Origin of the sequence: Jilunia laotingensis (genome assembly GCF_014385165.1) — a bacterium.
Classification (GTDB): domain Bacteria; phylum Bacteroidota; class Bacteroidia; order Bacteroidales; family Bacteroidaceae; genus Bacteroides; species Bacteroides laotingensis.
The window spans coordinates 759,739-782,889 of record NZ_JACRTF010000001.1 but is presented as its reverse complement, the minus strand read 5'-3'; the positions used below and the strand labels follow the sequence as shown (position 1 = coordinate 782,889).

At 43.2% G+C, this 23,151-nt stretch carries 20 protein-coding genes and 4 tRNA genes; 10 read left to right on the top strand and 14 right to left on the bottom strand.

Annotated features, from left to right (window positions below; translation table 11 throughout):
* Nucleotides 1–42 precede the first annotated feature (42 nt).
* The gene (ribD, locus tag H8744_RS03165) at nt 43–1,083 is read right to left on the bottom strand and encodes a bifunctional diaminohydroxyphosphoribosylaminopyrimidine deaminase/5-amino-6-(5-phosphoribosylamino)uracil reductase RibD (protein ID WP_262433465.1); all 1,041 of its coding nucleotides are present in this window, start codon (nt 1,081–1,083) and stop codon (nt 43–45) included.
* Between the two features lie 54 nt (nt 1,084–1,137).
* Here ribD and prmC point away from each other — a divergent pair, with 54 nt between their 5' ends.
* The 8 genes from prmC (at nt 1,138) to H8744_RS03125 (ending at nt 5,885) form a co-directional block, all read left to right on the top strand.
* Nucleotides 1,138–1,974: a peptide chain release factor N(5)-glutamine methyltransferase gene (gene prmC, locus H8744_RS03160; RefSeq protein WP_262433464.1), complete on the top strand. Its 837-nt coding sequence runs from the start codon at nt 1,138–1,140 to the stop codon at nt 1,972–1,974.
* Nucleotides 1,971–2,450 (top strand): regulatory protein RecX, encoded by a 480-nt coding sequence (locus tag H8744_RS03155; protein ID WP_262433463.1) that lies wholly within the window; start codon nt 1,971–1,973, stop codon nt 2,448–2,450. Before prmC ends, H8744_RS03155 begins: the two co-directional genes overlap by 4 nt.
* 79 nt (nt 2,451–2,529) lie before the next feature.
* Complete coding sequence (pyrE, locus tag H8744_RS03150) at nt 2,530–3,168, top strand: orotate phosphoribosyltransferase (protein WP_262433462.1); 639 nt, start codon at nt 2,530–2,532, stop codon at nt 3,166–3,168.
* Between the two features lie 103 nt (nt 3,169–3,271).
* On the top strand, nt 3,272–3,682 hold the full coding sequence (locus H8744_RS03145; protein ID WP_262433461.1) for an SRPBCC family protein: 411 nt from the start codon (nt 3,272–3,274) through the stop codon (nt 3,680–3,682).
* 55 nt (nt 3,683–3,737) lie between these two features.
* Nucleotides 3,738–5,078 carry an argininosuccinate lyase gene (gene argH / locus H8744_RS03140; RefSeq protein WP_262433460.1) on the top strand — a complete coding sequence of 447 codons (1,341 nt, stop codon included), beginning with the start codon at nt 3,738–3,740 and terminating at the stop codon, nt 5,076–5,078.
* Between the two features lie 15 nt (nt 5,079–5,093).
* Complete coding sequence (locus H8744_RS03135; protein ID WP_262433459.1) at nt 5,094–5,540, top strand: hypothetical protein; 447 nt, start codon at nt 5,094–5,096, stop codon at nt 5,538–5,540.
* A gap of 171 nt (nt 5,541–5,711) precedes the next feature.
* Nucleotides 5,712–5,784, top strand: a tRNA-Gly gene (locus H8744_RS03130).
* Nucleotides 5,785–5,800: 16 nt separating this feature from the next.
* Nucleotides 5,801–5,885 (top strand) — tRNA-Leu (locus tag H8744_RS03125).
* A 297-nt stretch (nt 5,886–6,182) separates the two neighbouring features.
* Here the strand turns inward: H8744_RS03125 and H8744_RS03120 are convergent.
* The 12 genes from H8744_RS03120 to H8744_RS03065 all read right to left on the bottom strand — a co-directional run bounded on the left by H8744_RS03120 (nt 6,183) and on the right by H8744_RS03065 (nt 18,834).
* A complete protein-coding gene (locus H8744_RS03120) occupies nt 6,183–9,503 on the bottom strand; it encodes an MBG domain-containing protein (RefSeq protein WP_262433458.1) in 3,321 nt (1,106 codons plus the stop codon).
* A gap of 551 nt (nt 9,504–10,054) precedes the next feature.
* On the bottom strand, nt 10,055–10,255 hold the full coding sequence (locus H8744_RS03115; protein ID WP_262433457.1) for a DUF2007-related protein: 201 nt from the start codon (nt 10,253–10,255) through the stop codon (nt 10,055–10,057).
* Nucleotides 10,256–10,397: 142 nt separating this feature from the next.
* A complete protein-coding gene (locus H8744_RS03110; RefSeq protein ID WP_262433456.1) occupies nt 10,398–12,059 on the bottom strand; it encodes an AMP-binding protein in 1,662 nt (553 codons plus the stop codon).
* 9 nt (nt 12,060–12,068) lie between these two features.
* On the bottom strand, nt 12,069–12,617 hold the full coding sequence (locus H8744_RS03105; RefSeq protein ID WP_262433455.1) for a helix-turn-helix domain-containing protein: 549 nt from the start codon (nt 12,615–12,617) through the stop codon (nt 12,069–12,071).
* Between the two features lie 56 nt (nt 12,618–12,673).
* Complete coding sequence (proC, locus tag H8744_RS03100; RefSeq protein WP_262433454.1) at nt 12,674–13,447, bottom strand: pyrroline-5-carboxylate reductase; 774 nt, start codon at nt 13,445–13,447, stop codon at nt 12,674–12,676.
* A 434-nt stretch (nt 13,448–13,881) separates the two neighbouring features.
* Entirely contained in the window at nt 13,882–15,006 is a 1,125-nt protein-coding gene (locus H8744_RS03095; RefSeq protein WP_262433453.1) for an aspartate aminotransferase family protein, read from the bottom strand.
* 6 nt (nt 15,007–15,012) lie between these two features.
* A complete protein-coding gene (gene argC / locus H8744_RS03090) occupies nt 15,013–15,981 on the bottom strand; it encodes an N-acetyl-gamma-glutamyl-phosphate reductase (RefSeq protein WP_262433452.1) in 969 nt (322 codons plus the stop codon).
* A gap of 18 nt (nt 15,982–15,999) precedes the next feature.
* The gene (locus H8744_RS03085; RefSeq protein WP_262433451.1) at nt 16,000–17,205 is read right to left on the bottom strand and encodes an argininosuccinate synthase; all 1,206 of its coding nucleotides are present in this window, start codon (nt 17,203–17,205) and stop codon (nt 16,000–16,002) included.
* Nucleotides 17,206–17,220: 15 nt separating this feature from the next.
* On the bottom strand, nt 17,221–17,799 hold the full coding sequence (locus H8744_RS03080) for a GNAT family N-acetyltransferase (RefSeq protein ID WP_262433450.1): 579 nt from the start codon (nt 17,797–17,799) through the stop codon (nt 17,221–17,223).
* 130 nt (nt 17,800–17,929) lie between these two features.
* On the bottom strand, nt 17,930–18,403 hold the full coding sequence (gene argR, locus H8744_RS03075; RefSeq protein ID WP_305067428.1) for an arginine repressor: 474 nt from the start codon (nt 18,401–18,403) through the stop codon (nt 17,930–17,932).
* Nucleotides 18,404–18,674: 271 nt separating this feature from the next.
* A tRNA-Pro gene (locus H8744_RS03070) sits at nt 18,675–18,747 on the bottom strand.
* A 14-nt stretch (nt 18,748–18,761) separates the two neighbouring features.
* A tRNA-Phe gene (locus H8744_RS03065) sits at nt 18,762–18,834 on the bottom strand.
* Nucleotides 18,835–19,046: 212 nt separating this feature from the next.
* Between H8744_RS03065 and H8744_RS03060 the strand changes: the two genes are divergently transcribed.
* Complete coding sequence (locus H8744_RS03060) at nt 19,047–20,285, top strand: sensor histidine kinase (RefSeq protein WP_262433448.1); 1,239 nt, start codon at nt 19,047–19,049, stop codon at nt 20,283–20,285.
* 158 nt (nt 20,286–20,443) lie between these two features.
* Here the strand turns inward: H8744_RS03060 and gadC are convergent, their stop codons facing one another.
* Complete coding sequence (gene gadC, locus H8744_RS03055) at nt 20,444–22,057, bottom strand: glutamine/gamma-aminobutyrate antiporter GadC (protein ID WP_262433447.1); 1,614 nt, start codon at nt 22,055–22,057, stop codon at nt 20,444–20,446.
* Nucleotides 22,058–22,247: 190 nt separating this feature from the next.
* Here gadC and H8744_RS03050 point away from each other — a divergent pair, with 190 nt between their 5' ends.
* The gene (locus H8744_RS03050; RefSeq protein ID WP_305067331.1) at nt 22,248–23,003 is read left to right on the top strand and encodes a potassium channel family protein; all 756 of its coding nucleotides are present in this window, start codon (nt 22,248–22,250) and stop codon (nt 23,001–23,003) included.
* Nucleotides 23,004–23,151 lie beyond the last annotated feature (148 nt).

The window sequence follows — 23,151 nt, the reverse complement described above, 5'->3', positions numbered from 1 at the left end:
ATCCCCGTTTTATCGACAGAAAACCCTCTGAACAGGGCTGTTTTAGACTTCAAGGTTTGAGTAATGTTTAATTTCTACTCCGAAACATTTTTCTGTGGAATAACTAATTTTATTCCTTATTTCAGGTGCTTTAACACCGGAATGTAACTCTTTTGAGGCTTGCTCTACGAAAGCTTCATCCCAACATCCTGCATCTATAAATGATTGTAGTAAAATAGAACCACCTTCAACCAAAAGCGATTGTATTCCTCTTTTATAAAGCTCTTCCATTATTTGGGGCAGAATATCTTTTTGATAATTGAGGACAATGTATTCCGGGTTGGAAAGCGGAGAATGTTGATTCTCCGTGAATATCAATGTAGGTACACTGCCGTCGAAGAGGTGGAGGCTGGTCGGGAGAGACAAATCTTTATCCAGTACGATTCGAATGGGATTTTTACCATACCAATTGCGTACAGTCAGCGAAGGGTTGTCAAGTAGTGCTGTCCGAGTTCCCACCATGATTGCATCTGATTCGCTCCTTTTTTTATGTACAATCATTGATGTCAACGGAGTAGATAGTTTTACCGGGTTGCCGGCAGTCCGGTTGAGGTCAATAAATCCGTCTTGAGATTCTGCCCATTTCAGAGTGATATAGGGGCGATGGAAAGTATGAAAAGTAATGAATTTGCATATCAGTTGACGACATTCGGCTTCGAGTACTCCTACTATAACTTCTCTGCCGGCATCACGCAACTTTTGAATACCGCGGCCTGCCACTTTTGAAAAAGGATCTTGGCAGCCTATTACAATTCTGGGAATCTTTTTTTCAATAATCAGGTCCGCACAGGGGGGAGTTTTACCGTAATGTGAACATGGCTCGAGACTGACATAAATTGTAGAGCGTTCTAATAAGGATTCGTCCTTAACAGATCGGATAGCATTGACTTCTGCATGTGCCTCTCCGCAACGTATATGATAACCCTCTCCAATGATTTTCCCATCGCACACGATGACTGCTCCTACCATCGGGTTGGGTGACACGTTGCATAAACCGTTTCCTGCCAGTTCAATGCAGCGTTGCATATATTTTTCTTCTTTCATTTTCTACCTTTTGCTATAATATTTTGTACTTTTGCACTCCAAAAACAATAATTTATGAATCGAGTTTCTGCTTATATCCGTCAGTCGTTGCAAGATTTATATCCTCCTCAGGAATTAAAAAGCCTGGTGATGATGATTTGCTGTGACATGCTGGGTATGGATGCGCTCGATATTTACTTGGGCAAAGATATCAATTTATCGGAAAGCAAACAGCATGAACTGGAAAACATATTACTGCGTTTAAGGAAAAATGAGCCTATACAATATATACGAGGTGTTGCGTCTTTTCTCGGTAGGCCTTTTCAGGTAGCACCGGGAGTCTTGATTCCTCGTCCTGAAACCGCTGAATTGGTTGAGCTTATTATCAGTGAAAACAAGAACCGGTTCATTCGGATACTGGATGTTGGAACCGGAAGCGGATGCATTGCTGTTTCCCTTTCATTGGAGGGATATAAAGATGTTGTTGCGTGGGATATCTCGGACGATGCTCTTGCTATAGCTCGTACTAACAATGAAGTATTAGGGGCAAACGTTCTTTTTGAAAAGAAGGATGTGTTTGCGGATCAATCTATAGGCTCTGCAAAATTTGATATTATTGTCAGTAACCCTCCTTACGTAACAGAGGCTGAGCGAGAAGAGATGGAGTTGAACGTACTTGACTGGGAACCCGAATTGGCTTTGTTTGTTTCTGATAATGATCCGCTTTGTTTTTACCGGTGCATTGCAATTTTGGGGAGAGAATTATTAACGGGCGAAGGACAACTATATTTTGAAATAAATCGTGCTTACGGTGTTGAAACTGTGAGTATGCTTACTGACTTGGGATATCGCAATCCTCGAATTATTAAAGATATTTCAGGTAATGATAGAATAGTAACTGCATATAAATGAATACGATGACTGAAGAAGAGGCATTAACTCGTGTGTCTGCCTATTGTGCCACTGCGGAACACTGCAGGGCCGAAGTTAGTGAAAAATTACAAAAGTGGGGGATAGCATATGAAGCTATCGAGCGCATTGTAAAACGGCTTGAAGCCGAGAAATACATTGATGATGAACGCTTCTGCCGTGCTTTTGTAAATGATAAGTTTCGTTTTGCCAAATGGGGAAAGATGAAAATAGGACAGGGGCTATATATGAAAAAGATCCCTGCCGACCTTTCTTGGCGTTGTCTGAATGGAATTGATCAGGACGAATATCTGGCGGTTTTGCGTGATTTGATTGCTTCCAAAAGAAAAAGTGTACGTGGAAAAGATGAATATGAACAGAATGGAAAATTGATTCGTTTTGCTTTGAGCCGTGGCTTTGAAATGAAAGATATCAAATGCTGCATTGAAGTTTCAGACGAAGAAGCATACACCGATTGAAAAAAATAACAGGAATCTTCTTTCTTGTTTCGTTCTATTTCCGTATTTTTGCAACCATAATTATCAAGTTAGTTTAGTTATGAAAAACTTAGAGAGATTATTTGCCGAGAAGTTACTGAAGATCAAAGCGATTAAGCTACAACCAGCTAATCCTTTTACTTGGGCTTCCGGATGGAAGTCACCGTTCTACTGCGATAACCGCAAAACTCTTTCCTATCCGTCTCTTCGGAATTTTGTGAAAATTGAAATTACACGTTTGATATTGGAACGTTTCGGACAGGTTGATGCCATTGCCGGTGTTGCTACCGGTGCTATTCCTCAGGGGGCATTGGTTGCTGATGCGTTAAATCTTCCTTTCGTGTATGTTCGTTCTACTCCGAAAGATCATGGATTGGAGAATCTCATTGAAGGAGAACTTCGTCCCGGGATGAAAGTTGTGGTGGTTGAAGATTTGATCTCTACTGGTGGAAGTAGTTTGAAAGCTGTTGATGCCATTCGCCGCGATGGTTGTGAGGTGATCGGCATGGTGGCTGCTTATACTTATGGATTCCCTATCGCTGAGCAGGCTTTCAAAGATGCCAAAGTTCCTTTAGTGACTTTGACTAACTATGAAGCTGTACTTGATGTGGCACTTCGTACCGGATACATTGAAGAATCGGATATCGAGACATTGAATAAATGGCGTAAAGATCCTGCACATTGGGAAGCTGGAAAGTAAGCAATTATTTTAGATTAATATTAAATAGAAATAGAATATAGGAAGAGCTATTCGGACATGTTTTGCCCGGGTTGTTCTTCTTTGTCTTTATAAAGAGAATAAAATGACTAAATTTGAAAGTAGTGTTAAGGTAATACCTTATGGTCAGGAGCGTGTATATAATAAGTTGGCTGATCTCAGTAATCTGGAAGCTATCAAAGATCGTTTACCGGAGGATAAGGTGAAAGATATAAGCTTCGATACCGATACATTGAGCTTTAGCGTGGCTCCTGTCGGTCAGTTGACTTTGAAAATAATTGACCGTGAGCCGGATAAGTGTATTAAATTTGAGACTGTTAATTCTCCCCTTCCATTTAATATGTGGATTCAAATAGCACCTGTTGCTGTGGAAGAATGTAAGTTGAAAATCACTATTGGAATGGAATTGAACCCATTTATGAAAACAATGGTGCAGAAACCTCTTCAAGAGGGGTTGGAAAAAATGGCAGACATGCTTTCTATGATTAATTATTAACTGAGAGTGGTGTGCGATTGTTTCTTGCTTCGTGCATTGCTAATTACTGACTATTATGGCACAGAAACTTTGGGAGAAATCCGTTCAGGTAAATAAAGATATAGAACGTTTTACGGTTGGACATGACCGTGAAATGGATCTTTATTTGGCAAAACATGATATTATGGGTTCTATGGCGCATATCACAATGCTTGAAAGCATTGGTTTGTTGACAAAAGAAGAACTATCTCGACTCTTGGCTGAGTTGAAGAATATCTATGCCGAGGCTGAACGGGGGAAGTTTGTTATTGAAGACGGTGTGGAAGATGTTCATTCACAGGTCGAATTGATGTTGACCCGTCGTTTGGGGGATGTCGGTAAAAAAATACATAGCGGGCGATCCCGTAATGATCAGGTATTGCTTGATCTAAAACTCTTTACCCGCACCCAATTGAAAGAGATAGCAGAGGCTGTGGAGCAACTTTTTCATGTGCTTATTTTGCAAAGTGAGCGTTATAAGAATGTATTAATGCCCGGATATACTCATCTACAGATAGCTATGCCTTCCTCGTTTGGCTTATGGTTTGGAGCTTATGCCGAGAGTCTGGTAGATGATATGCTTTTTCTGCAAGCAGCTTTCAAAATGTGTAACCGTAATCCTTTGGGATCTGCAGCAGGATATGGTTCTTCTTTCCCATTGAATCGTACAATGACTACCCGTTTGCTTGGTTTCGATTCATTGAACTATAATGTAGTTTATGCCCAGATGGGCCGTGGGAAAATGGAACGAAATGTAGCCTTTGCTTTGGCGACTATTGCAGGTACTATTTCTAAGTTGGCATTCGATGCTTGTATGTTTAATAGCCAGAACTTTGGATTTGTTAAGTTACCGGATGATTGTACTACCGGTTCAAGTATCATGCCGCATAAAAAGAACCCTGATGTTTTTGAATTGACACGCGCCAAATGCAATAAACTGCAATCGCTTCCACAACAGATCATGATGATTGCTAATAATCTTCCTTCTGGATATTTTCGTGATTTGCAAATCATTAAAGAAGTCTTTCTTCCCGCTTTCCAAGAATTGAAAGATTGTTTGCAAATGACTACTTATATTATGAATGAAATAAGGGTAAATGAACACATTCTTGATGATGACAAGTATTTGTTTATTTTTAGTGTTGAGGAAGTAAATCGATTAGTTCGTGAAGGGATGCCTTTCCGCGATGCTTATAAAAAAATAGGACTTGACATTGAAGCAGGTCGTTTCTCACATGACAAACAAGTACATCATACGCATGAAGGAAGTATCGGCAACCTTTGTAATGATGAAATTTCTGTTTTGATGCAGAATGTGATAGATGGTTTTAATTTCCATTCTATGGAAGAGGCAGAAAAAGCATTATTAGGACGCTAATTTTACGATATGATTATGAGAAGGTTGATATTTATATTTTTGATGACGGTGATTGCGGTTTCGTGTGGTGATGATTATAAATCAAGTATTCCGGATGTCCGGTTTGATTTTTCTTGTAGTCTTGTGCAGGCTGAATATTCTAAATTGACCACACCTGGGCAATTTATCAAAAAGACAAAGAATGTTCATGGTATTCCTGTTGGTTATGCTGGGATTATTATTGGTCAATCTGTCTATTCTGATGGTTACACTTATCTTGCTTTTGAGGCTGCTTGTCCGGTAGAAGCCAGTCGTACTGTTTCTATTAATGTGCAGAATGATGGATTAGGAAAGGCAATTTGCCCTTCTTGTGGAACTACCTATGATCTCAATAATGGTGGGGCTCCTACTGGTGCAGGTAAGGAGTATCTTAAACGTTATACCGCAGTCGTTTCTGGAACGACATTGCAAGTACGTAATTAGTTTGTGGGTGTTAGAATAAATTGTTTCTGAACTAAAACGGCTTTTATGATTTAATTCTAACTTCGTCGAATATTCTGAAATCTAGTTTAGAATTATATCTTCTGTAACTTTTCTCCGAAAAAGTTTGGCAGGAATAAGTAAACTTCTTATCTTTGCACCCGTTGAAAAAATGCGGAAATAGCTCAGTTGGTAGAGCATAACCTTGCCAAGGTTAGGGTCGCGAGTTCGAGTCTCGTTTTCCGCTCATTCTTTGAAAGGATGCTCGAATGGTGGAATCGGTAGACACGAGGGACTTAAAATCCCTTGGCCATTGCGGCTGTGCGGGTTCAAGTCCCGCTTCGAGTACTCTAAGGGACGAATCGTGTTTTCCACGGTTCGTCTCTTTCTTTTTATCTCCGTTACCTTTTGGATATGAATACTTTAGGAGAAAGAATTGGTTCACTCTTTTAGGTTCAATATGCTCGTTATCTTTAAGGAAAGATTTTATCATAAAAGTGCAAACACAAAACATGGCAAAGATATTCAAAGTGGTCAGATCGTAAAAGAATCGATATGGTTCGGAAAATTCTTGAAACAAAAAAAAGAGTGTCTGTCAAAAGCACGACTTTTGACAGACACTCTTGCTATTACATAGATTGAAAACTAATCGATAACGATCTTACTTGCGTAATTACCTATTCTGACAATGTAGATGCCATGACCCGAAAGGGCTACGGGGATAATAGCGTCCCTACCGTCAAAGTTGGCAACCAACACTCCCTGAAGGTTATAAATAGCAATGGGCAAAGCATCCTCGTTTCCTTGTATGACGAGATTGCCTTTCGTAAAGAGTACTCTGATCTTTCCGTCTGCGGTATTATTGGTAATACCCTGTTCACCGTTGATCATAAACTTCCCTTCACGGTAGACGAAATCATAATGATCGTCTTCTGCACCGGTTGCGAAAATCGTAAAGACTTCACCTTCTTTTGCTGTCTCTGTTACTTGGCAGATTCCAATAGGAAGGACATCTAGTGAGCTTGCATTATCTTCATTTACGAAACCTTCGTATTTAAACTCGTATGTTTCTGGAATCACCACACTTCCCTCTTTGCAGATAATATCCTCCGGAGTAACGATCAAAGTCGCTTTGTTTACAGTCAGTATCCGTACACAGGTTTCTTCGATTGTCTGCTCTGTGGCAGGGATGGTAAACGTAATCGTGTCTGTTCCTACGCTCAGGACTTTATATTCTCCGACTGCATCGGTTTCCTGAATAAAATTCTTGGTAATCGTATATTCAGTGACGGGAGATCCGTTTGCTTCAATTTCTATCTTGAACGGTTCCTTGCGTCCGTAAACCAAATTATCGATACCTTTTATTTCAACCGTTGACTTGCCCGGTACCAACATTACTCCTTTGACCGTATTGTCATAGTTGTAGGCATATTGTGTGGATTCGCCTCCTTCCAGAGTGAATGAATATTTTCCGGTAGGCAATTGGTGAAGTTTCTCTACCGCTTCTTCTTTGAAACTGTTTTTATAGTCACTTTCGGGATCTACTTCCAGTTTCAGAATGCCATCGGGTGTTTCAATATTCAATGTCGGACAAGTAACAAATGCTCCTAACATACCGAAAGCATCCAAGTCTTTTTCCAGAATTTCTTCACTTTGGATATAAATAGGAAATGCATCACCCATGTTTCCTATAAAATCACCGGCAGACAGAGCAAAATCCTTAGGACGGATATTCGCTTCTTTTTTCAAGATGAGCGTATGACCTACAACTTCTGTTACAGGCAGTGTTGTTTCTGTCTCTTTTACCGTAACTTTTATTTCTACATCACCAGTGGCTCCATTTACACTTCCCCACAAACGGTAGTCCCCGTTCTTTTCAATGCCGAATGCACTGTTTGAGTTCGTGCTGAAAGTTAACAGGTCGGGATCCATCAGGTTTCCTTCCTTGTCATAGACAAGAATTCTTCCTAAAATATCGGTATAACCGGCATATACGTATTCTTTTTCAGGCAACCCTTCTACTTTGCTTACCAGATCCTCGAATGCAGGCTGAGTCTTGATAGCTTTAATAGTCAACACCCCTTTCTCGGCATAAGAAATGCTTTCATAATTCTTTTTAGCTGCTTCTGTCAATGTGCCTTCTGCATCGAAGAGGATATCGTATGTACCCGCTGGAGAGCCTTTCACTGCTGAAGTTTTGAGGGTAGGCTCCGCTGAGAATACCAGAGAGTGGTCTAATTTGTCTTCACCGATCAACTTACTGTAATCCACCGTCAGAACCGGAAGGTCGCTGCCCTCATCCACGCTGGCAGCCTTGATTCCGATCACTATAGGAGCGGCCGGGGTCACGGTCAATGTACCGGTTGTATAGGTCGGTTCGTAGTTTGCTGCAGTAGCACCGGAAACTGTCAATACATATTCTCCTACATAAACTCCTTTCGTCGTTTTCAATATCTTACCGTTCGGTAGTGTCTGTTCAGGAATAGATACTACGGGTTTGACGGTGAATACCCGGTCGATATGTTCGGCATCGTCGTTTTTCAGTCCTTCGTATACGAACTCGAATTTATCGTCCGAGTAATTATATTTACGTTCGATATCCTTTACACCGATCACCAACGGAGCTTTCCGGACATTCAGTACCAGAGGCTCGGACACTGATGGTGAATATTCTCCACCTGCGGCTTGTCTGGCTGTAATTTTTATTTCACCTACTCCTTTGAAATGCAACTGATTTCCATCCACAATCTCAGCCAGATCGGTATTGCTGATTTCATAACTGAATAATCCCTCCGTATTGGCTGAAACCGGCTTAATGTCGATCGTATTTCCATATACGCAATCTTCCGCGCTGACCTGTTTCCATGATAGTTCGGCAGGTGCGCCCTTATATATTAAGGTGTAGACATGCTTCTTCACTCCGGCAGCTGTTAGGTCTTCAACTGTGATGGTTCTTTGCGAGTCTTTCAGTTCACCGATCGTCACGTTTGCATTCTTGCCGAAAGCTTTGGCTGCAACGGTTTTAGACGCATCGGCTTGTGGCAATACATAAGTCAACGTATCTTCATCGAAGCCATCCAGTGCTTTACCGTCGATAGTGATTGATTTCAATTTTGAATTGTAGATGAAACGGACATTATCTGCCCATAACTGATTTTCGGTTCCGATATTGGAACGGTTGAAATAATCGGCTGAGGAGATGATCACATTTAGCTTCATCGGATTCTCTTCACGCTGGTATTCGATCGGAACGGAAATACGTGTCCAATCGGGCAAGTTTCCCTCGATCGAGTACATTTGTTTACCGATCAGCGTTATACCGTTTGCCGGTTTGCCGTCATTTTGGATTCCTAATATATCTATGTCCCGGTCTACGAGTGCCTCTTTCGGAAGATTCTCCGTGAGATCCATGCCGTCGCCAACAGGTGAATAGGACTTGGATGTGCCGATCCAGGAATAAACGATGATTTGGGCAATCTCGTCCGGATTCTGAGTACCGTGTGACCTCTTGAAATAACCGGAGATTGAATCGGGACGGAAGTTGAAATCAATTCCACCCAATGAGCCACCGTTGCTATCGTCCGGATCGCTCTTGTCTCCCAATTGGGACATGACGCCCAGAATATCGGCATATACCCAGGTAGTACCCAGTGTAATGTAGCTTGGAGAATTGGCTCCGATTCCAAAAGCTCCCAATTTGCGATTCATCATTTTGACACTTTTTCCGTTCCCTTCCATTCCGGCATCCCCGAAAACTAATGGGAAATTGAGCCCCATCTGAGTCACATTCAAAGCTGACCACCCATCGGGAGTAATACCCATATCGGTGAAAGAGGGGTCGGGTCCCGAAAATGATGTTTGTACACCCCAGTCCGTTTGTTTATCAAAGTCACCTTTGATTTGCTGGGCATGGACAGTGGTTCCCAGTAGCAAAGCACCTGTAATAGCAAAAATAAATTTCCTCATAAATTATTTGATTAATGCTGTAAATATATAAATCATTTTCTCTTTCATGTGAGTGTAAGTTTTGACACTGCAAAGTAACAGCAGACTTCTTTCAACTGCAAGGTCTATTTTTATTAATATTTGTTCGATTACTAAAATTAAATTTCTGCCGGATTTTAATTTTACTATAAATTAGGAAGATAATTGAGATGATTCGGTTAAAGTAGGTATTCTTTTTATTAAAATATTACTTCTCTTTATTTAAATAGGTAGGTGCTAATATCCATTCAAGAGGGTCTGTTTGCTTGATTTAAGGTGGTTGGCAAGAGAGTAATACAATATTATTATGTAAAAATAAAGGATGGTGATAACTGTAAGCCAATAACTCTTGGCTACATAAATGTATACTTTATCTTTATCGGATCGGCTTTTATAGGATGAAAAGAAGGTAATCTCCGGCTCTGAAAGAACAACGGTTTGTTTCGGGCAAAATAATAGGATATGCCAAAAGTCTGACATATCCTATTATTACAAATTCAAAGCTTGTCGTACAGCTTCGATTCTCTTTAAACCTACGAAACTCTTCGGTTGCTTATTACCCGCATGGCAGCGGTGTAATACTCGCAAGGTACGGATAATAATATTCCGTCTGTTCCTTTGTCTTTTGTCGATACTTCAATGTAAGCTGCAATTAGCAGGTTCTTTATGCTCGCTACCTCCCAAGGGCTCCCCGCGAAAACATCTACCTGTGAAATCTTTCTACTCGTGATCATTTTTACCTTTAGTTTTTGTTGTATTATGAACACAAATGTAGAGGATGTTTTTGGTTCTGCCGATGAAAAATAGTTCAATATATACTACTTTTGATGCAAACGTTAGCGTTTATCCTTTCAGATAAGCCCGTTTGCAACATGATTATCCTTCTTTTGCATCATTTTTGCGAATCTCCACCCGACGGATTTTTCCACTGATTGTTTTGGGCAATTCGTCTACAAACTCTATGACACGGGGATATTTGTAGGGGGCAGTCACTCTCTTTACATGGTTCTGCAATTCCTTGACCAGTTCGTCACCCGCGCGGTCCTTGTAGTCTTTCGACAAGACGATGGTAGCCTTTACCACTTGACCGCGAATTTCGTCCGGAACACCGGTGATGGCGCATTCCACGACAGCCGGATGTGTCATCAAGGCACTTTCCACTTCAAACGGGCCGATACGGTAGCCGGAGCTTTTTATAACGTCGTCTGCCCGGCCTACGAACCAGAGATAACCGTCTTCATCTTTCCAGGCTACATCACCGGTATAATAAATGCCGTCATGCCATGCTTCGTGGGTACGTTCGGCATCGCGGTAGTATTCCTTGAACAATCCCAGCGGCTTGCCTTTACTGGTGCGGATCACGATTTGCCCCTGTTCACCGGCTTCCACTGAACGACCTTCATGGTCGATGAGATCGACATCGTATTGCGGATTGGGCAAACCCATGCTTCCGGGTTTGGGTTCCATCCAAGGCATGGTGGCTACGGTCAGCGTTGTTTCGGTTTGACCGAAACCTTCCATCAGCTTGATACCAGTCAGTTTCTTGAATGTGTCGAAAACTGCGGGGTTCAATGCTTCGCCAGCGATGGTGCAGTATTGCAGTGAAGATAGGTCGTATTTGCTCAGGTCTTCGTGAATCAGGAAACGGAAGATGGTGGGCGGTGCGCACAAGGAGGTGACGTGGTAATCCTGTATCTTTTCAAGGATGTCTCCCGGTGTGAATTTCTCGTGGTCGTAAACGAAGATGTTGGCTCCTGCGATCCATTGTCCGTACAGTTTTCCCCATACGGCTTTTCCCCAGCCAGTATCGGCAATGGTCAGATGGAGGCTGTCCTCTGTCAGGTTGTGCCAGAAACTGCCCGTGACGATATGTCCCAATGGGTAAGTAAAGTCGTGTGCCACCATTTTAGGTTCACCGGTCGTCCCCGAAGTGAAGTACATCAATGAAATATCATCATTGGTATTGCTGTGTTCGGGCTTGACGAAGGGAGGGGCCGATTCTATGCCTTTGTGGAAATCCTCGAATCCTTCGGGTATTACCGGACCAACGCTCACGAGCCTTTTTACGGTCGGACAATCCGGCAAAGCCTCTTTGATGTGCTTGGTGATCACCTCTTCACCGGCACAGACGATCATCTTTATATCTGCGGCATTGCAACGGTATACGATGTCTTTCTTTGTCAGCAGATGGGTGGCGGGGATCACTGTGGCTCCCAGCTTGTGAAGGGCGATGATGCTGAACCAGAATTCATACCGTCGTTTCAGTATCAGCATCACCATGTCGCCACGGCCGATGCCCAGCGATTGGAAATAAGATGCGGTCATGTCCGAGTAGCGTTTCATATCGCTGAAAGAAAACTGGATATGTTCGCCTTTGTCGTTCGTCCACAATAAAGCGGGCTTGTCGGATTGTTCGGTTGCCCAGGCATCTACTATGTCGTAACCGAAATTAAAGTTCTCAGGTACATTTATTTTCAGGTTCCTGATGAAGTCTTCTTGTGAAGTGAATGTTGTCTGAGATAAAAATCTTTCTACCATTAGTTGTATTTACATTATTACGGAGAGGAAACGCACGGTCTTGCCATCGAGCGCTTTCATGCCGTGTGGAAGTTTTGAGTTGAAATAGAGGCTGTCGCCTTGGTTGAGTACCAGTTCTTTTCCGTCTATGCTGATCATCATCCGCCCTTCGAGTACCAAGGTGAATTCCTGACCGCTGTGGCTGTTGTAGTGTATGGGGTTGTCGTTCGGTTCTACTGTCACGATGAACGGGTCGGCATTGCGGTTCATGAATCCCGCGGCGAGCGACTGGTATTTATAGGCTTTGGTGCGTTCGATGCTGGTTCCTTTCCCTGCGCGGGTGAGGAAGTACGTACTCATCTTGGGCTCTTCACCGAACATGAGTGCATCGAGCGCGATGCCGTAGTTGCGCGCGATCTTTTGCAGCATACTCACGGAGATATCATAGTCTCCAGTTTCTGCCAAAAGGTATTCGTCAGCGGTGATATCACAGTCGCGGGCAATATCATCCGCTGTGAGTTCCAATACATCGCGCAGTCCGCGCAAGCGTTCAGCTATTTGTCTGATTTGGTCGTTCATGTCGTAGCAATATAAGTTATTGTGGTTAATGATGATTTGTAAAAGGCGGCAACCTGTCAGGATTTGCTCGCTTTCATGGCTCTGATCACTGCCGAGGTGAATCCGGCATGTTCCAGTTCGTTGATACCTTTGATCGTGATTCCTCCGGGAGTAGTGACTTTGTCTATTTCGACGCTTGGATGGGTGTCGTTGTTCAACAATATTTCCGCAGCTCCTTCAAGGGACTGGGCGATCATGGTCATGGCATCCTTGGGAGAGATGCCCATTTCAATGCCTGCCTGCATGGCGGCCTGTACATACTTCAATACGTAGGCTATGCCACAGGAAGTCAGGGAGGTGGCGGCAGCCAGCTTGGATTCTTGTATCATCATTGCCAAGCCCATTTCGTTGAACATGTCCATCAGAAGCTGTTTCTGCTTATCGGATGCGTTGCGTGCGGAGATGAGCGTCATGCTGGCACGTTCGGCAATGGCCGTATTGGGCACGACACGGAAGATAGCCATCTCAGGTTCTCCGCAGAAGTGTGCCAGGTCGTCGAAACAGATGCCGGCTGCCAATGAGACGAGTATCTGTGAACGTTTCAGGCGGAGCGGGGAGAGTACCTTTTCCATCAACCAAGGTTTAACGGCAACAATAATGACATCGGCATTGTTGGCCGCTTCCGCATTGTCGTTGGTCGTTTGGATGACGGGGAAGTCTGCTTTCAGCTTCTCCAACTTGCCGTTACTAGGATTTGAAACGATGATTTCACGTTCTGTTCCTGACTGCCGGGCTAAACCGCGTGCTATGGCGGAACCCATATTTCCTGCACCAATGATAGCTACTTTCATAATTTGATGTTATTTAGTCTACTGGAGACAAAGTTATAAGGAAAAAACGAGAAAGCGAATAAAAGAGTTTATATTTTATTGATTTTATAGGCTAATATTGTGCTTTTGTATCAATTCAACAGTACGATGGCCATCCCTTGGGAATAATAAGGATATTCTTAGGAAATGCGATTATGAGCCTTTAAGGAGAAGAAAGGCTTTGAAGTTAATTGTAAGAACATGGGGGTGTTGTGGTATAAAACATCCCCATGTTCTATATCAAAACATCCGGGTGTTATTGTATAAAACATCCGGATGTTCTTTATATTGAGTCAAGAGGAAAACTCTGTAAGATGTTGCTTTTTAATTCGTTACATCCTTGTTTTTCTGTCGCTGGAAATAGGATATAAAAGAGACTGAATTCCCTTTTGATTTTCTCCCTTTTTTATCGGCTATTAATCAAGTATGCTTTTGAACCGCGAGAGGAATTCCCCGGCTTCTGCTTTGCTGAGGCAGAGGGGAGGCAACAGACGGATGACATTTGTCCCGCTGGCACCGGTAAATACTTTTTGTTCGTGGATGAGGCGGTTGCGGATCTCTTTCACGGGTTGGTCGAATTCCATGCCGATCATCAATCCTTGTCCGCGTACTTCCTTGATCTGAGGGAATTTTTTCAGTTCTTCCAACAGATACCCCCCCACGGTTGCTGCGTTTTCTACCAAATGCTCCTGCTCTATTACGTCCATCACAGCCAATGCTGCCGAACAGGCAAGGTGATTGCCACCGAAAGTCGTTCCCAACATGCCGTAAACTGGTTTGAACATCGGGCTAATCAATACCCCTGCCATCGGGAAGCCGTTTCCGATTCCTTTGGCTACGGTGATGATATCCGGCCGGATGCCTGCGTACTGATGGGCGAAGAATTTCCCGCTGCGGCCGTATCCGCTTTGTATTTCATCCAGGATGAGGACAGTGCCGTTCTCCGTACAGGCTTTCCGGAGTTCCCGGAAGAATTCCCTGGTCGGTATTTGTATGCCGCCTACTCCCTGAATGCCTTCTATGATGACAGCACACGTATCTCCCTTTGACAGTTCGGCTTTCAGGGCATCCGTATCGTTCAGGGGAAGATAAGTCATATGCCCGTTGGCATTGATAGGAGCGATGATTTTAGGATTATCCGTAGCTTCGACCGCCAAAGAGGTGCGCCCATGGAAAGCTTTGCTGAAAGAGATCACCTTGGTTCTGCCGGTATGGAAAGAGGCGAGCTTCAAAGCGTTTTCGTTCGCTTCCGCACCGCTGTTAATAAGGAAGAGTGAATAATCGTCATAGCCTGAAATTTTTCCCAGACGGGCAGCCACTTCCTGTTGCAGTTTGTTGATGACGGAATTGGAATAGAAACCAAGCGTAGCTACTTGGTTACTGATCATTTCTACATAGTGAGGATGGGCATGTCCGATGGAGATTACGGCATGACCTCCGTAGAGGTCGAGGTATTCCGTGCCGTTTTCATCCCATACATGGCAACCTTTGCCTTTCACTATGTTTATATCGAAAAGGGGATATACGTCGAATAAGTTCATCTTTATTTAGAAAGCGGAAGGTTTCAGTTTTAATCCTACTGTCTCTTCCAGGTTAAACATCAGGTTCATGTTGTGAACGGCTTGTCCGCTGGCACCTTTCAGCAGGTTGTCGATGCAGGAGATGATGAGCAGCTTGTCACCGTGTTTCTCCAGATGCAACAGGCATTTGTTGGTATTGACTACCTGTTTGAGGTCGATGTTCTTGTCCACGATGTGTACGAAAGAGTCTTTTGCATAGTACTCCTCGTACATGCGGACAATCTCGTCCAAGGCAACTTTCGTTTTAACAACGATGGTGGCGAAGATGCCGCGCGGAAAATCTCCCCGGTACGGGATGAAGTCGATCTCGGAATCAAAGCTGTTTTGCAGTTGCTTCAGCGACTGCTTGATTTCGGGCACATGCTGGTGGTCGAAAGCTTTGTAGACGCTCATGTTGTTGTTGCGCCAGCTGAAATGGCTGGTTGCCCCCGGCTTGACACCTGCTCCCGTGCTTCCGGTGATGGCGTTTACCATTACGTCCTCATTCAGCATCAGGTGCTTGGCCAACGGGAGGAGCCCCAACTGGATGCAGGTGGCAAAACAGCCGGGATTGGCTACATGTTTGGCTTTGCACGTAGCCCGGCGGTTCAGTTCGGGCAAACCGTAGATGAAGTCATGTTCCGGCGAAGCGATACGGTAATCCATGGAAAGGTCGATGATCCTTAAATCTTCGGGTATGTTGTGGCTTTCCATGAATTTCTTAGTGTCGCCATGTGCGGTACAGAAGAACAGTACATCGATGTCTTCCAGCGGAAGCTCATCGGTGAAGGTCAGGTCGCATTCTCCGTATAAGCCCTCGTGTACATCGGTAATCTTGTTGCCGGCATTACTGCTGCTGTTTATAAATACTATTTCTGTTTCGGGATGGTGAATGAGTAAACGGATCAATTCGCCTGCCGTATATCCTGCACCACCGATAATTCCTGCTTTAATCATAACTTAGTTCTTAAAAACTTAAATAATTTCGTCTTTGTGGTTCGCATAATATGCACGTAGCGGGGTGGAAGTCACCTTGATAAATCCTTTGGCATCTTCGGCAGTCCAGCCTTTTTGCATCTCTCCGTATTCACCGAATTTGTTCTTCACCAGATCATCTTTGGAGTCTACTCCGATGGTAGAGAAGCAAAGTGGATGCAGTTCGAGGATGACCGTACCGTTAACGTTCCGTTGTGACTCTTGAAGCATGGCTTCGATGTCGCGCATCACCGGTTCGAGGTATTGGCTTTCGTGAAGGAACATGCCATACCAGTTGGCTACCTGGTCTTTCCAGTACTGCTGCCATTTGCTCAGCGTGTATTTTTCAAGGAAACGGTGGGCACCGATAATCAGCATCGGAGCGGCAGCCTCGAACCCTACACGTCCTTTGATACCGATAATCGTATCGCCTACGTGCATGTCGCGCCCGATTCCGTAAGGGGCACCGATCTCTTCTACTTTCTGGATGGCTTTGATTTTGTCATCGAACACTTCACCGTTGACGGCACAGAGTTCTCCATTCTTGAATTCAAGGCGTAGTTGTTCGCTTCCCTCCTTGGTCACTTGCTTCAGGTAAGCTGTTTCAGGCAGCCCCTGCGTAGAGTCGAGAATCTCTCCGCCACAGATCGATGTGCCCCAAAGCCCTACATTATAAGAGTATTTCAATTTCGTGAAGTCGGCGCTGAACCCGTTCTTGTTCAGGTAGTCGATCTCTTCCTGACGGCTCAATGCCATGTCGCGGGTCAGGGTAATGATTTCTACCCCCGGGGCAAGTACCAGGAACGTCATATCGAAACGAATCTGATCGTTACCGGCTCCCGTAGAGCCGTGTGCGATAGCGTCCGCACCGATCTCGTTTGCATAACGGGCGATTGCCAGTGCCTGGAAGATACGTTCGGAACTGACGGAGATAGGATAAGTGCCATTACGGAGAACATTGCCGAATATCATATATTTCAGGCTCTTTTCGTAATACTCCTGCGTGACGTCGAGCGTTACGTATTTGACGGCACCCAGTTTATAAGCATTTTCTTCGTTCTGTTTCAGTTGTTCCGGACTGAAACCACCGGTATTGGCACAAGCGGCATACACTTCATACCCTTTTTCCTTAGCCAGATACATCACAGTAAACGAGGTGTCGAGACCTCCACTGAATGCTACTACTACTTTCTTCTTCTTCTCCATAGTGTGTATCTTTATTTAAATATTATTTCTTTCTTGTTCTTTTTTCATATTCTTGGGGTCTTCCGGATCGTAAAGCATTGCGGTGCAGATGCAGAACTTGCGGTTCTTTGATACGAGGATGTCATGATTGGTGCATCCTTCGCATCCTTTCCAGAAAGCGTCATCATCCGTCAGTTCATTGAAAGTGACGGGCACGTAACCCAGTTCCGTATTCATCTTCATCACCGCTGCACCGCTGGTGAGGCTGAATATCTTTGCCTTGGGCCATCGTAGGCGAGCTAACAGGAAGGAGGCTTGTTTGATACGTTTCGCTAGGCCCAGCCCGCGATAGTCGGGATGTACGATCAATCCGGAAGTAGCCACATATTGCTTGTTCCCCCATGATTCAATGTAAGTGAAACCAGCGAATTTCTCTCCTTCAAGGGCAATGATTGCTTTTCCTTCCTTCATCTTGGTGGCAACATATTCGTGTGTACGCTCTGCAATACCTGTCCCGCGAACTTTAGCTGCATTTCTGATTGTCTCCAAAATAGTGTCAACGTATACCTCGTGTGAGGCGTCGGCTACCATAACATCTATTTGTTGAGTATCCATTTCTTTATTTAGTGTATAGATATATAGTTATATAGTTATATAGATTATGTATGTCAGATATTATATGAAATAAGAGAAACCGGATTCTGAAAACCAGATATCCCGTTTCTTATTTCCATATAAACTCCGGTTATTGAATATTCGGGATAATGATGGATAGATAGCTGCGTACGGATCGTTGGTCTGCCCCTTCGCGTAACACGAGCAAGATGGTATCGTCACCGGCAATCGTACCGATAATGTCACTGAATTCACGGTTGTCAATGTCATATGCCATGCTGCTTGCGTATCCGGGTCGGGTTTTAATGACAGCCAGGTTGCCGGAGAATTGCATGGAGATGAAACCGTTGTTCATAAGCATTTCCGTTGCACTTTGATCGCCCGAACGTTTGTACATAATGTCGTTCGGCAGTACATATACGTATTTACCCTGCATAGTAGCGGCTTTGGCTACTTTCAGTTGCTTCAGATCGCGTGAAAGAGTGGCTTGTGTCAACTCGAAACCTTCCGCTGCAAGTGCTTGCAGCAACTCTTCCTGAGAACCTATCTCTTTGCTTGAGATAATCATTTTAATGGCATCTAAACGGTTGGCTTTCTTCTTCATCATCTTGTATAATTATTCTGTGAACGGTGCAAAAATATGCATTAAATTGGATATTAGTGCATAAATACTATCTTTTTTATACTTTTTATACATAGATGGTGTATAAATATAGTCGATGCTGTATATTTCTTGGCATTTTATTGTGGATAGCGTTGGTGGAATAAGCGAGGGAGAGAATGATCTCGAAATTGTAGCTTTGTTATGTAGCTTCATTATTATGTATTAACAAAGAAAAAGTCACTGATTACTCAGTGACTTCTCTAACTTTTTGTCGGAATGAGGCGACTCGAACGCCCGACCCCTACGTCCCGAACGTAGTGCGCTACCAACTGCGCTACATTCCGCTGCTTTTTAGAGGTGGTGCCACCAGGAATCGAACCGGGGACACAAGGATTTTCAGTCCTTTGCTCTACCAACTGAGCTATGGCACCTTTCTTGTTTGCGGGTGCAAAGATAGGTATATTTTTTAATACTGCAACAACTTCTTGGAAAAAAAGCAATGTTTTTTATCTGGTCAATTTTTTGTGTAATGCCAATCTGAAATTAAATAGACGGAATAGATGAAGGGGATGGGATATTTTTATATTTTTACGCTCTGAAATCGATGATCGGAGTGGAAATCGAAAAACAACATTAACAAACAATGATATTATCTTACGTTGCTACGGGTATTCTGTTTGCTTTCGGCATTCTTATGAGCGTAAAGTACAGACAGTTGCAGGAAAGAACTTCTCGTGAAAAAGAGAGTGTGTCACAAAAGTTGCATGATTCAGATGAAATATTGCAGAAGTTGGGTACTTGCTTTTTCTTAATCGATAAGAATTTCGTCGTACAAAAAACAAATTACTATACACTCAACCGTCTGCCTGAGGATAAGAGTATAAAGCGGGTCGGGGATTTGTTGCACTGTAAGAATGCAGTGGAGGCAGGAGGATGTGGAATGCATGAACACTGTAAGTTGTGTGGCATACGTGCTAAAATTAGCTGTACCTTTGAGGATGGTAAAGACTTTAGCAGGTTCGAAGCTTCGATGAAGTTACTTAGTGCGGACAGACAACAGATACTCCCGTGTGATGTATATGTGTCAGGCACTTGTCTGAATATTGACGGTGGATTCAGAGTATTACTGACTATAAATGATATTAGCGAACTTAAAAATGTAGAACGCCTTCTTTTATTGGAAAAAGAGAACGTGCTTTCATGTGATAAGCTTAAAGCTTCGTTTATTGAGAATATGAGCCATGAAGTACGGACGCCTCTCAATGCAATTGTCGGCTTTTCAAGTTTATTGGCTACGGCTTCTGATAAAGAAGAAAAGGATATGTATATCGACATTATTAATCAGAATAATGACCGATTGCTGAAATTAATAAATGATATTCTTGATTTGTCGCAGATAGACTCCGGTACTTTGAATTTTCAATATTCCGACTTTGATGTGAATGACCTTTTACGAGAGTTATACGAATTGTTTAAGTTCAGGCTAAAAGAGAAACCGGATATTACGCTGCTTTGCGACGCTGGGCTTGATCCTATTATGATTCGGACAGAACGGCAACGTGTGATGCAAGTTCTTATCAACCTGTTAACAAACGCAATGAAGTTTACTCAGCAAGGAGAGATTCGTTTTGGCTGTCAGTTAAAGGAGGATAATGAAATATACTTTTTTGTAACAGATACAGGTAGTGGCATTCCGGAAGACGAACGGGATAAAATATTCAATCGTTTCATAAAATTAGACCGGGAAATACCTGGGACTGGGCTGGGATTGACACTTTCGCAAACCATTGTTGAGAAGTTAGGCGGACGAATAGGTGTAGAGTCACAGCAAGGGATCGGGTCTACGTTCTGGTTTGCAGTGCCTCTTGGAGCATACGATTAACACGTGTGAAGGGGAGGAGGATGTCTTGATAATATCAATAAAAGAATTTTCGAGAATGTTTAAAATAGAAGTTCACCCTCATTACATGGTAGTGAGGGTGAATTTACTATTTCAGGACTTTTGTGGTAGTTCCTACACCTTATTTATATATGTATGCTCTATCCTTTGGGAGGATTGTCGTTATTGCTTTCTGTATCGGAGGCTTTCTTCGAAGCAGAAGAGGTTGAAGAACCGGTATTATTTGCGGAGGTACTGCTTGCCGGAGCTGCTTTTGCGGTAGTTGTTGCACTACTTGTTGTTGTAGCTACTTGTGGCTTAGCCTGTTCTTCCCAGTGGAACGGTTCGAAACTTGTGTTCGGATCAACCCAAGACGGTTTCTTAGAAGCATAAATGATGAACGGAGCGATGATAACAATCAATGCACCGATGATAAGAACGGAGAACCATACTGTATTGCTGCCTGTAGAAATCTGGCTAGGCGGGATAAAGCTAAGGATGAAAGCTAATAATGAACCACAGAAGCCGAGTCCGCCTATGAGCCACATCAAACCATTACCTTTTTTACCGATACGGAACGGGCGGTTGGCTTTCTTCATATTGTAACGCAGATAGATTGCACCGGAGAACATGAGCAGGTACATCACCAGATAAAGTATTACTGTCAACTGAGAAAGAATCTGATAGAAGCTCTGTACGGATGGCATGACAACGAACAAAAGACTTAATACGGTTACAGCCCCACCTTGTACGTAAAGGATATTCTTTTGTACACCTAATTTGTTGGTTTTCTGGAAGAAAGGAGGCATATAACCAGCTTTTCCTACGGCAAATATACCTTTTGACGGACCTGCGACCCATGTCAATACACCTGCCAATACACCGAATGCAAGGGCGATAGCAATGATTGGTGACAACCAGGAAGCATGGATATACTTAAAGTAATTGTCGAATCCGACAAGTAAGCTCTGTGTCAGGTTTATGTCCTTAGCCGGAATGATGATACCCAATGCGAATGTGCCGAGTACGAAGATGACAACGGTAATAAACGCACCGATAAATACAGCCTTCGGATAGTTCTTGGACGGATTGACCATGTCTTTTACATGGATACCGCCCATTTCCATACCGGCATAAAAGAGGAAGATACTTGCTGCCAGTACAACGTTGTCGAAGTTGGTGAAATCGGGGAAGAAACTGCTGTGGAAGTCCAGGTTGGAAACTCCACCCGATGCCAGAAAGACAATTCCTAAAATGATCAGTAGGGCTGCCGGGATAATGGTACCTACAAGACCACCGACTTTGGCCACTTTACCAACCCATCCCATACCTTTCAGAGAGATGAAGGTAGCTAACCAATAAATGATAAGCACCACGACCAGTGTATAAACTTTGTTGCTTGCCAGCGACATGTCGTGAGCATCGTTAGTACCTATGAAAGCGATAGATACAGCACCGAATGTAAGCACTGTAGGATACCATATCGTACTTTCGATCCATTGTAGCCAGATAGCAAGGAAGCCTAGTTTCTTTCCATAGGCTTCGCCTACCCAACGGAACACACCACCTTGTTTGTCTTGAAACATGGCAGCCAATTCCGCTGCAACGAGTGATGTCGGAATTAAAAAGACAATGGCTGCAAATAGATAATAGAAGGCCGAACTCATTCCATAAACGGCCTCGGCAGGAAGTCCACGCAGGGATACAACTGCCGTAACATTCATGATTGCCAGGGTGAAAACTCCTAGCTTCACTGCTTGTTTAATATTTGCCATAAGTTAAGGTTTTAAGTGAAAAATATTTTTAAGTCTGATTTATAACAACATTTAAGTAAAGATGTTTTCGGGGGTGACAGTCAAACTTGGTTAATTAACATTCGTAGTCAGGTAAACAAAGGCTATACCGAGGTTGTTTTTACTTCATCTCTTTGGGAAGTCAGATGTATAACTTAATATAAAAAATCTTATGAATATGGCTCTATCGGATTTTGCTTTACGTAAAAGGGGTATTTACGGTGTATTGCATGTTATTATCCTTTTGCTTTCGCTGTTCCTTGTGATTAGTATTTCTGTGGATACTTTCAAAGGCATTCCATTTTATACTCAGTCCTTGTATATGAAAGTACAATTATGGATTTGTATCCTGTTTCTATTCGATTTCCTGCTTGAACTTTTTCTTTCGAAAGACAAATTGAGGTATTTCAGTACACATTTCATCTTCTTATTAGTTGCCATTCCTTATCAAAATATAATTGCTTATTTCGGTTGGACGTTTTCACCAGAGATTACTTATATGTTGCGTTTCGTACCTTTGGTACGGGGAGGCTATGCGATGGCAATCGTAGTAGGTTGGCTGACATATAATAGGGCATCCAGTCTTTTTGTCTCCTACCTGACGATGCTACTGGCAACAGTTTATTTTGCAAGTCTGGCTTTCTTTGTGTTAGAGCATAAAGTGAATCCGTTGGTTGTAGGATATGGAGATGCACTGTGGTGGGCTTTTATGGATGTGACTACTGTGGGATCGAATATAATAGCGGTGACGGTGACGGGACGTGTCCTGTCTGTTTTGTTGGCGGCATTGGGCATGATGATGTTCCCCATCTTTACGGTTTACATGACGAGCCTTATCCAGAAAAAGAATAAAGAAAGAGAAGCATATTATCAACAGATGGAAGCTGAATCGGAAAAAACAGCTAAACAGCAACAGCCTGCGAACTAGGCTGCTGGTCAGCGCGGATCATAGTAAATCATTCTCCTGTGATGCTCGCGCATAGCTTGTGCTATTACTTTATCACCGATAAAGCGTTGCTTTAATGCCGATAAAGCAGTGCTTTAATCCTGATAAAGCGATACTTTAACCCGGATAA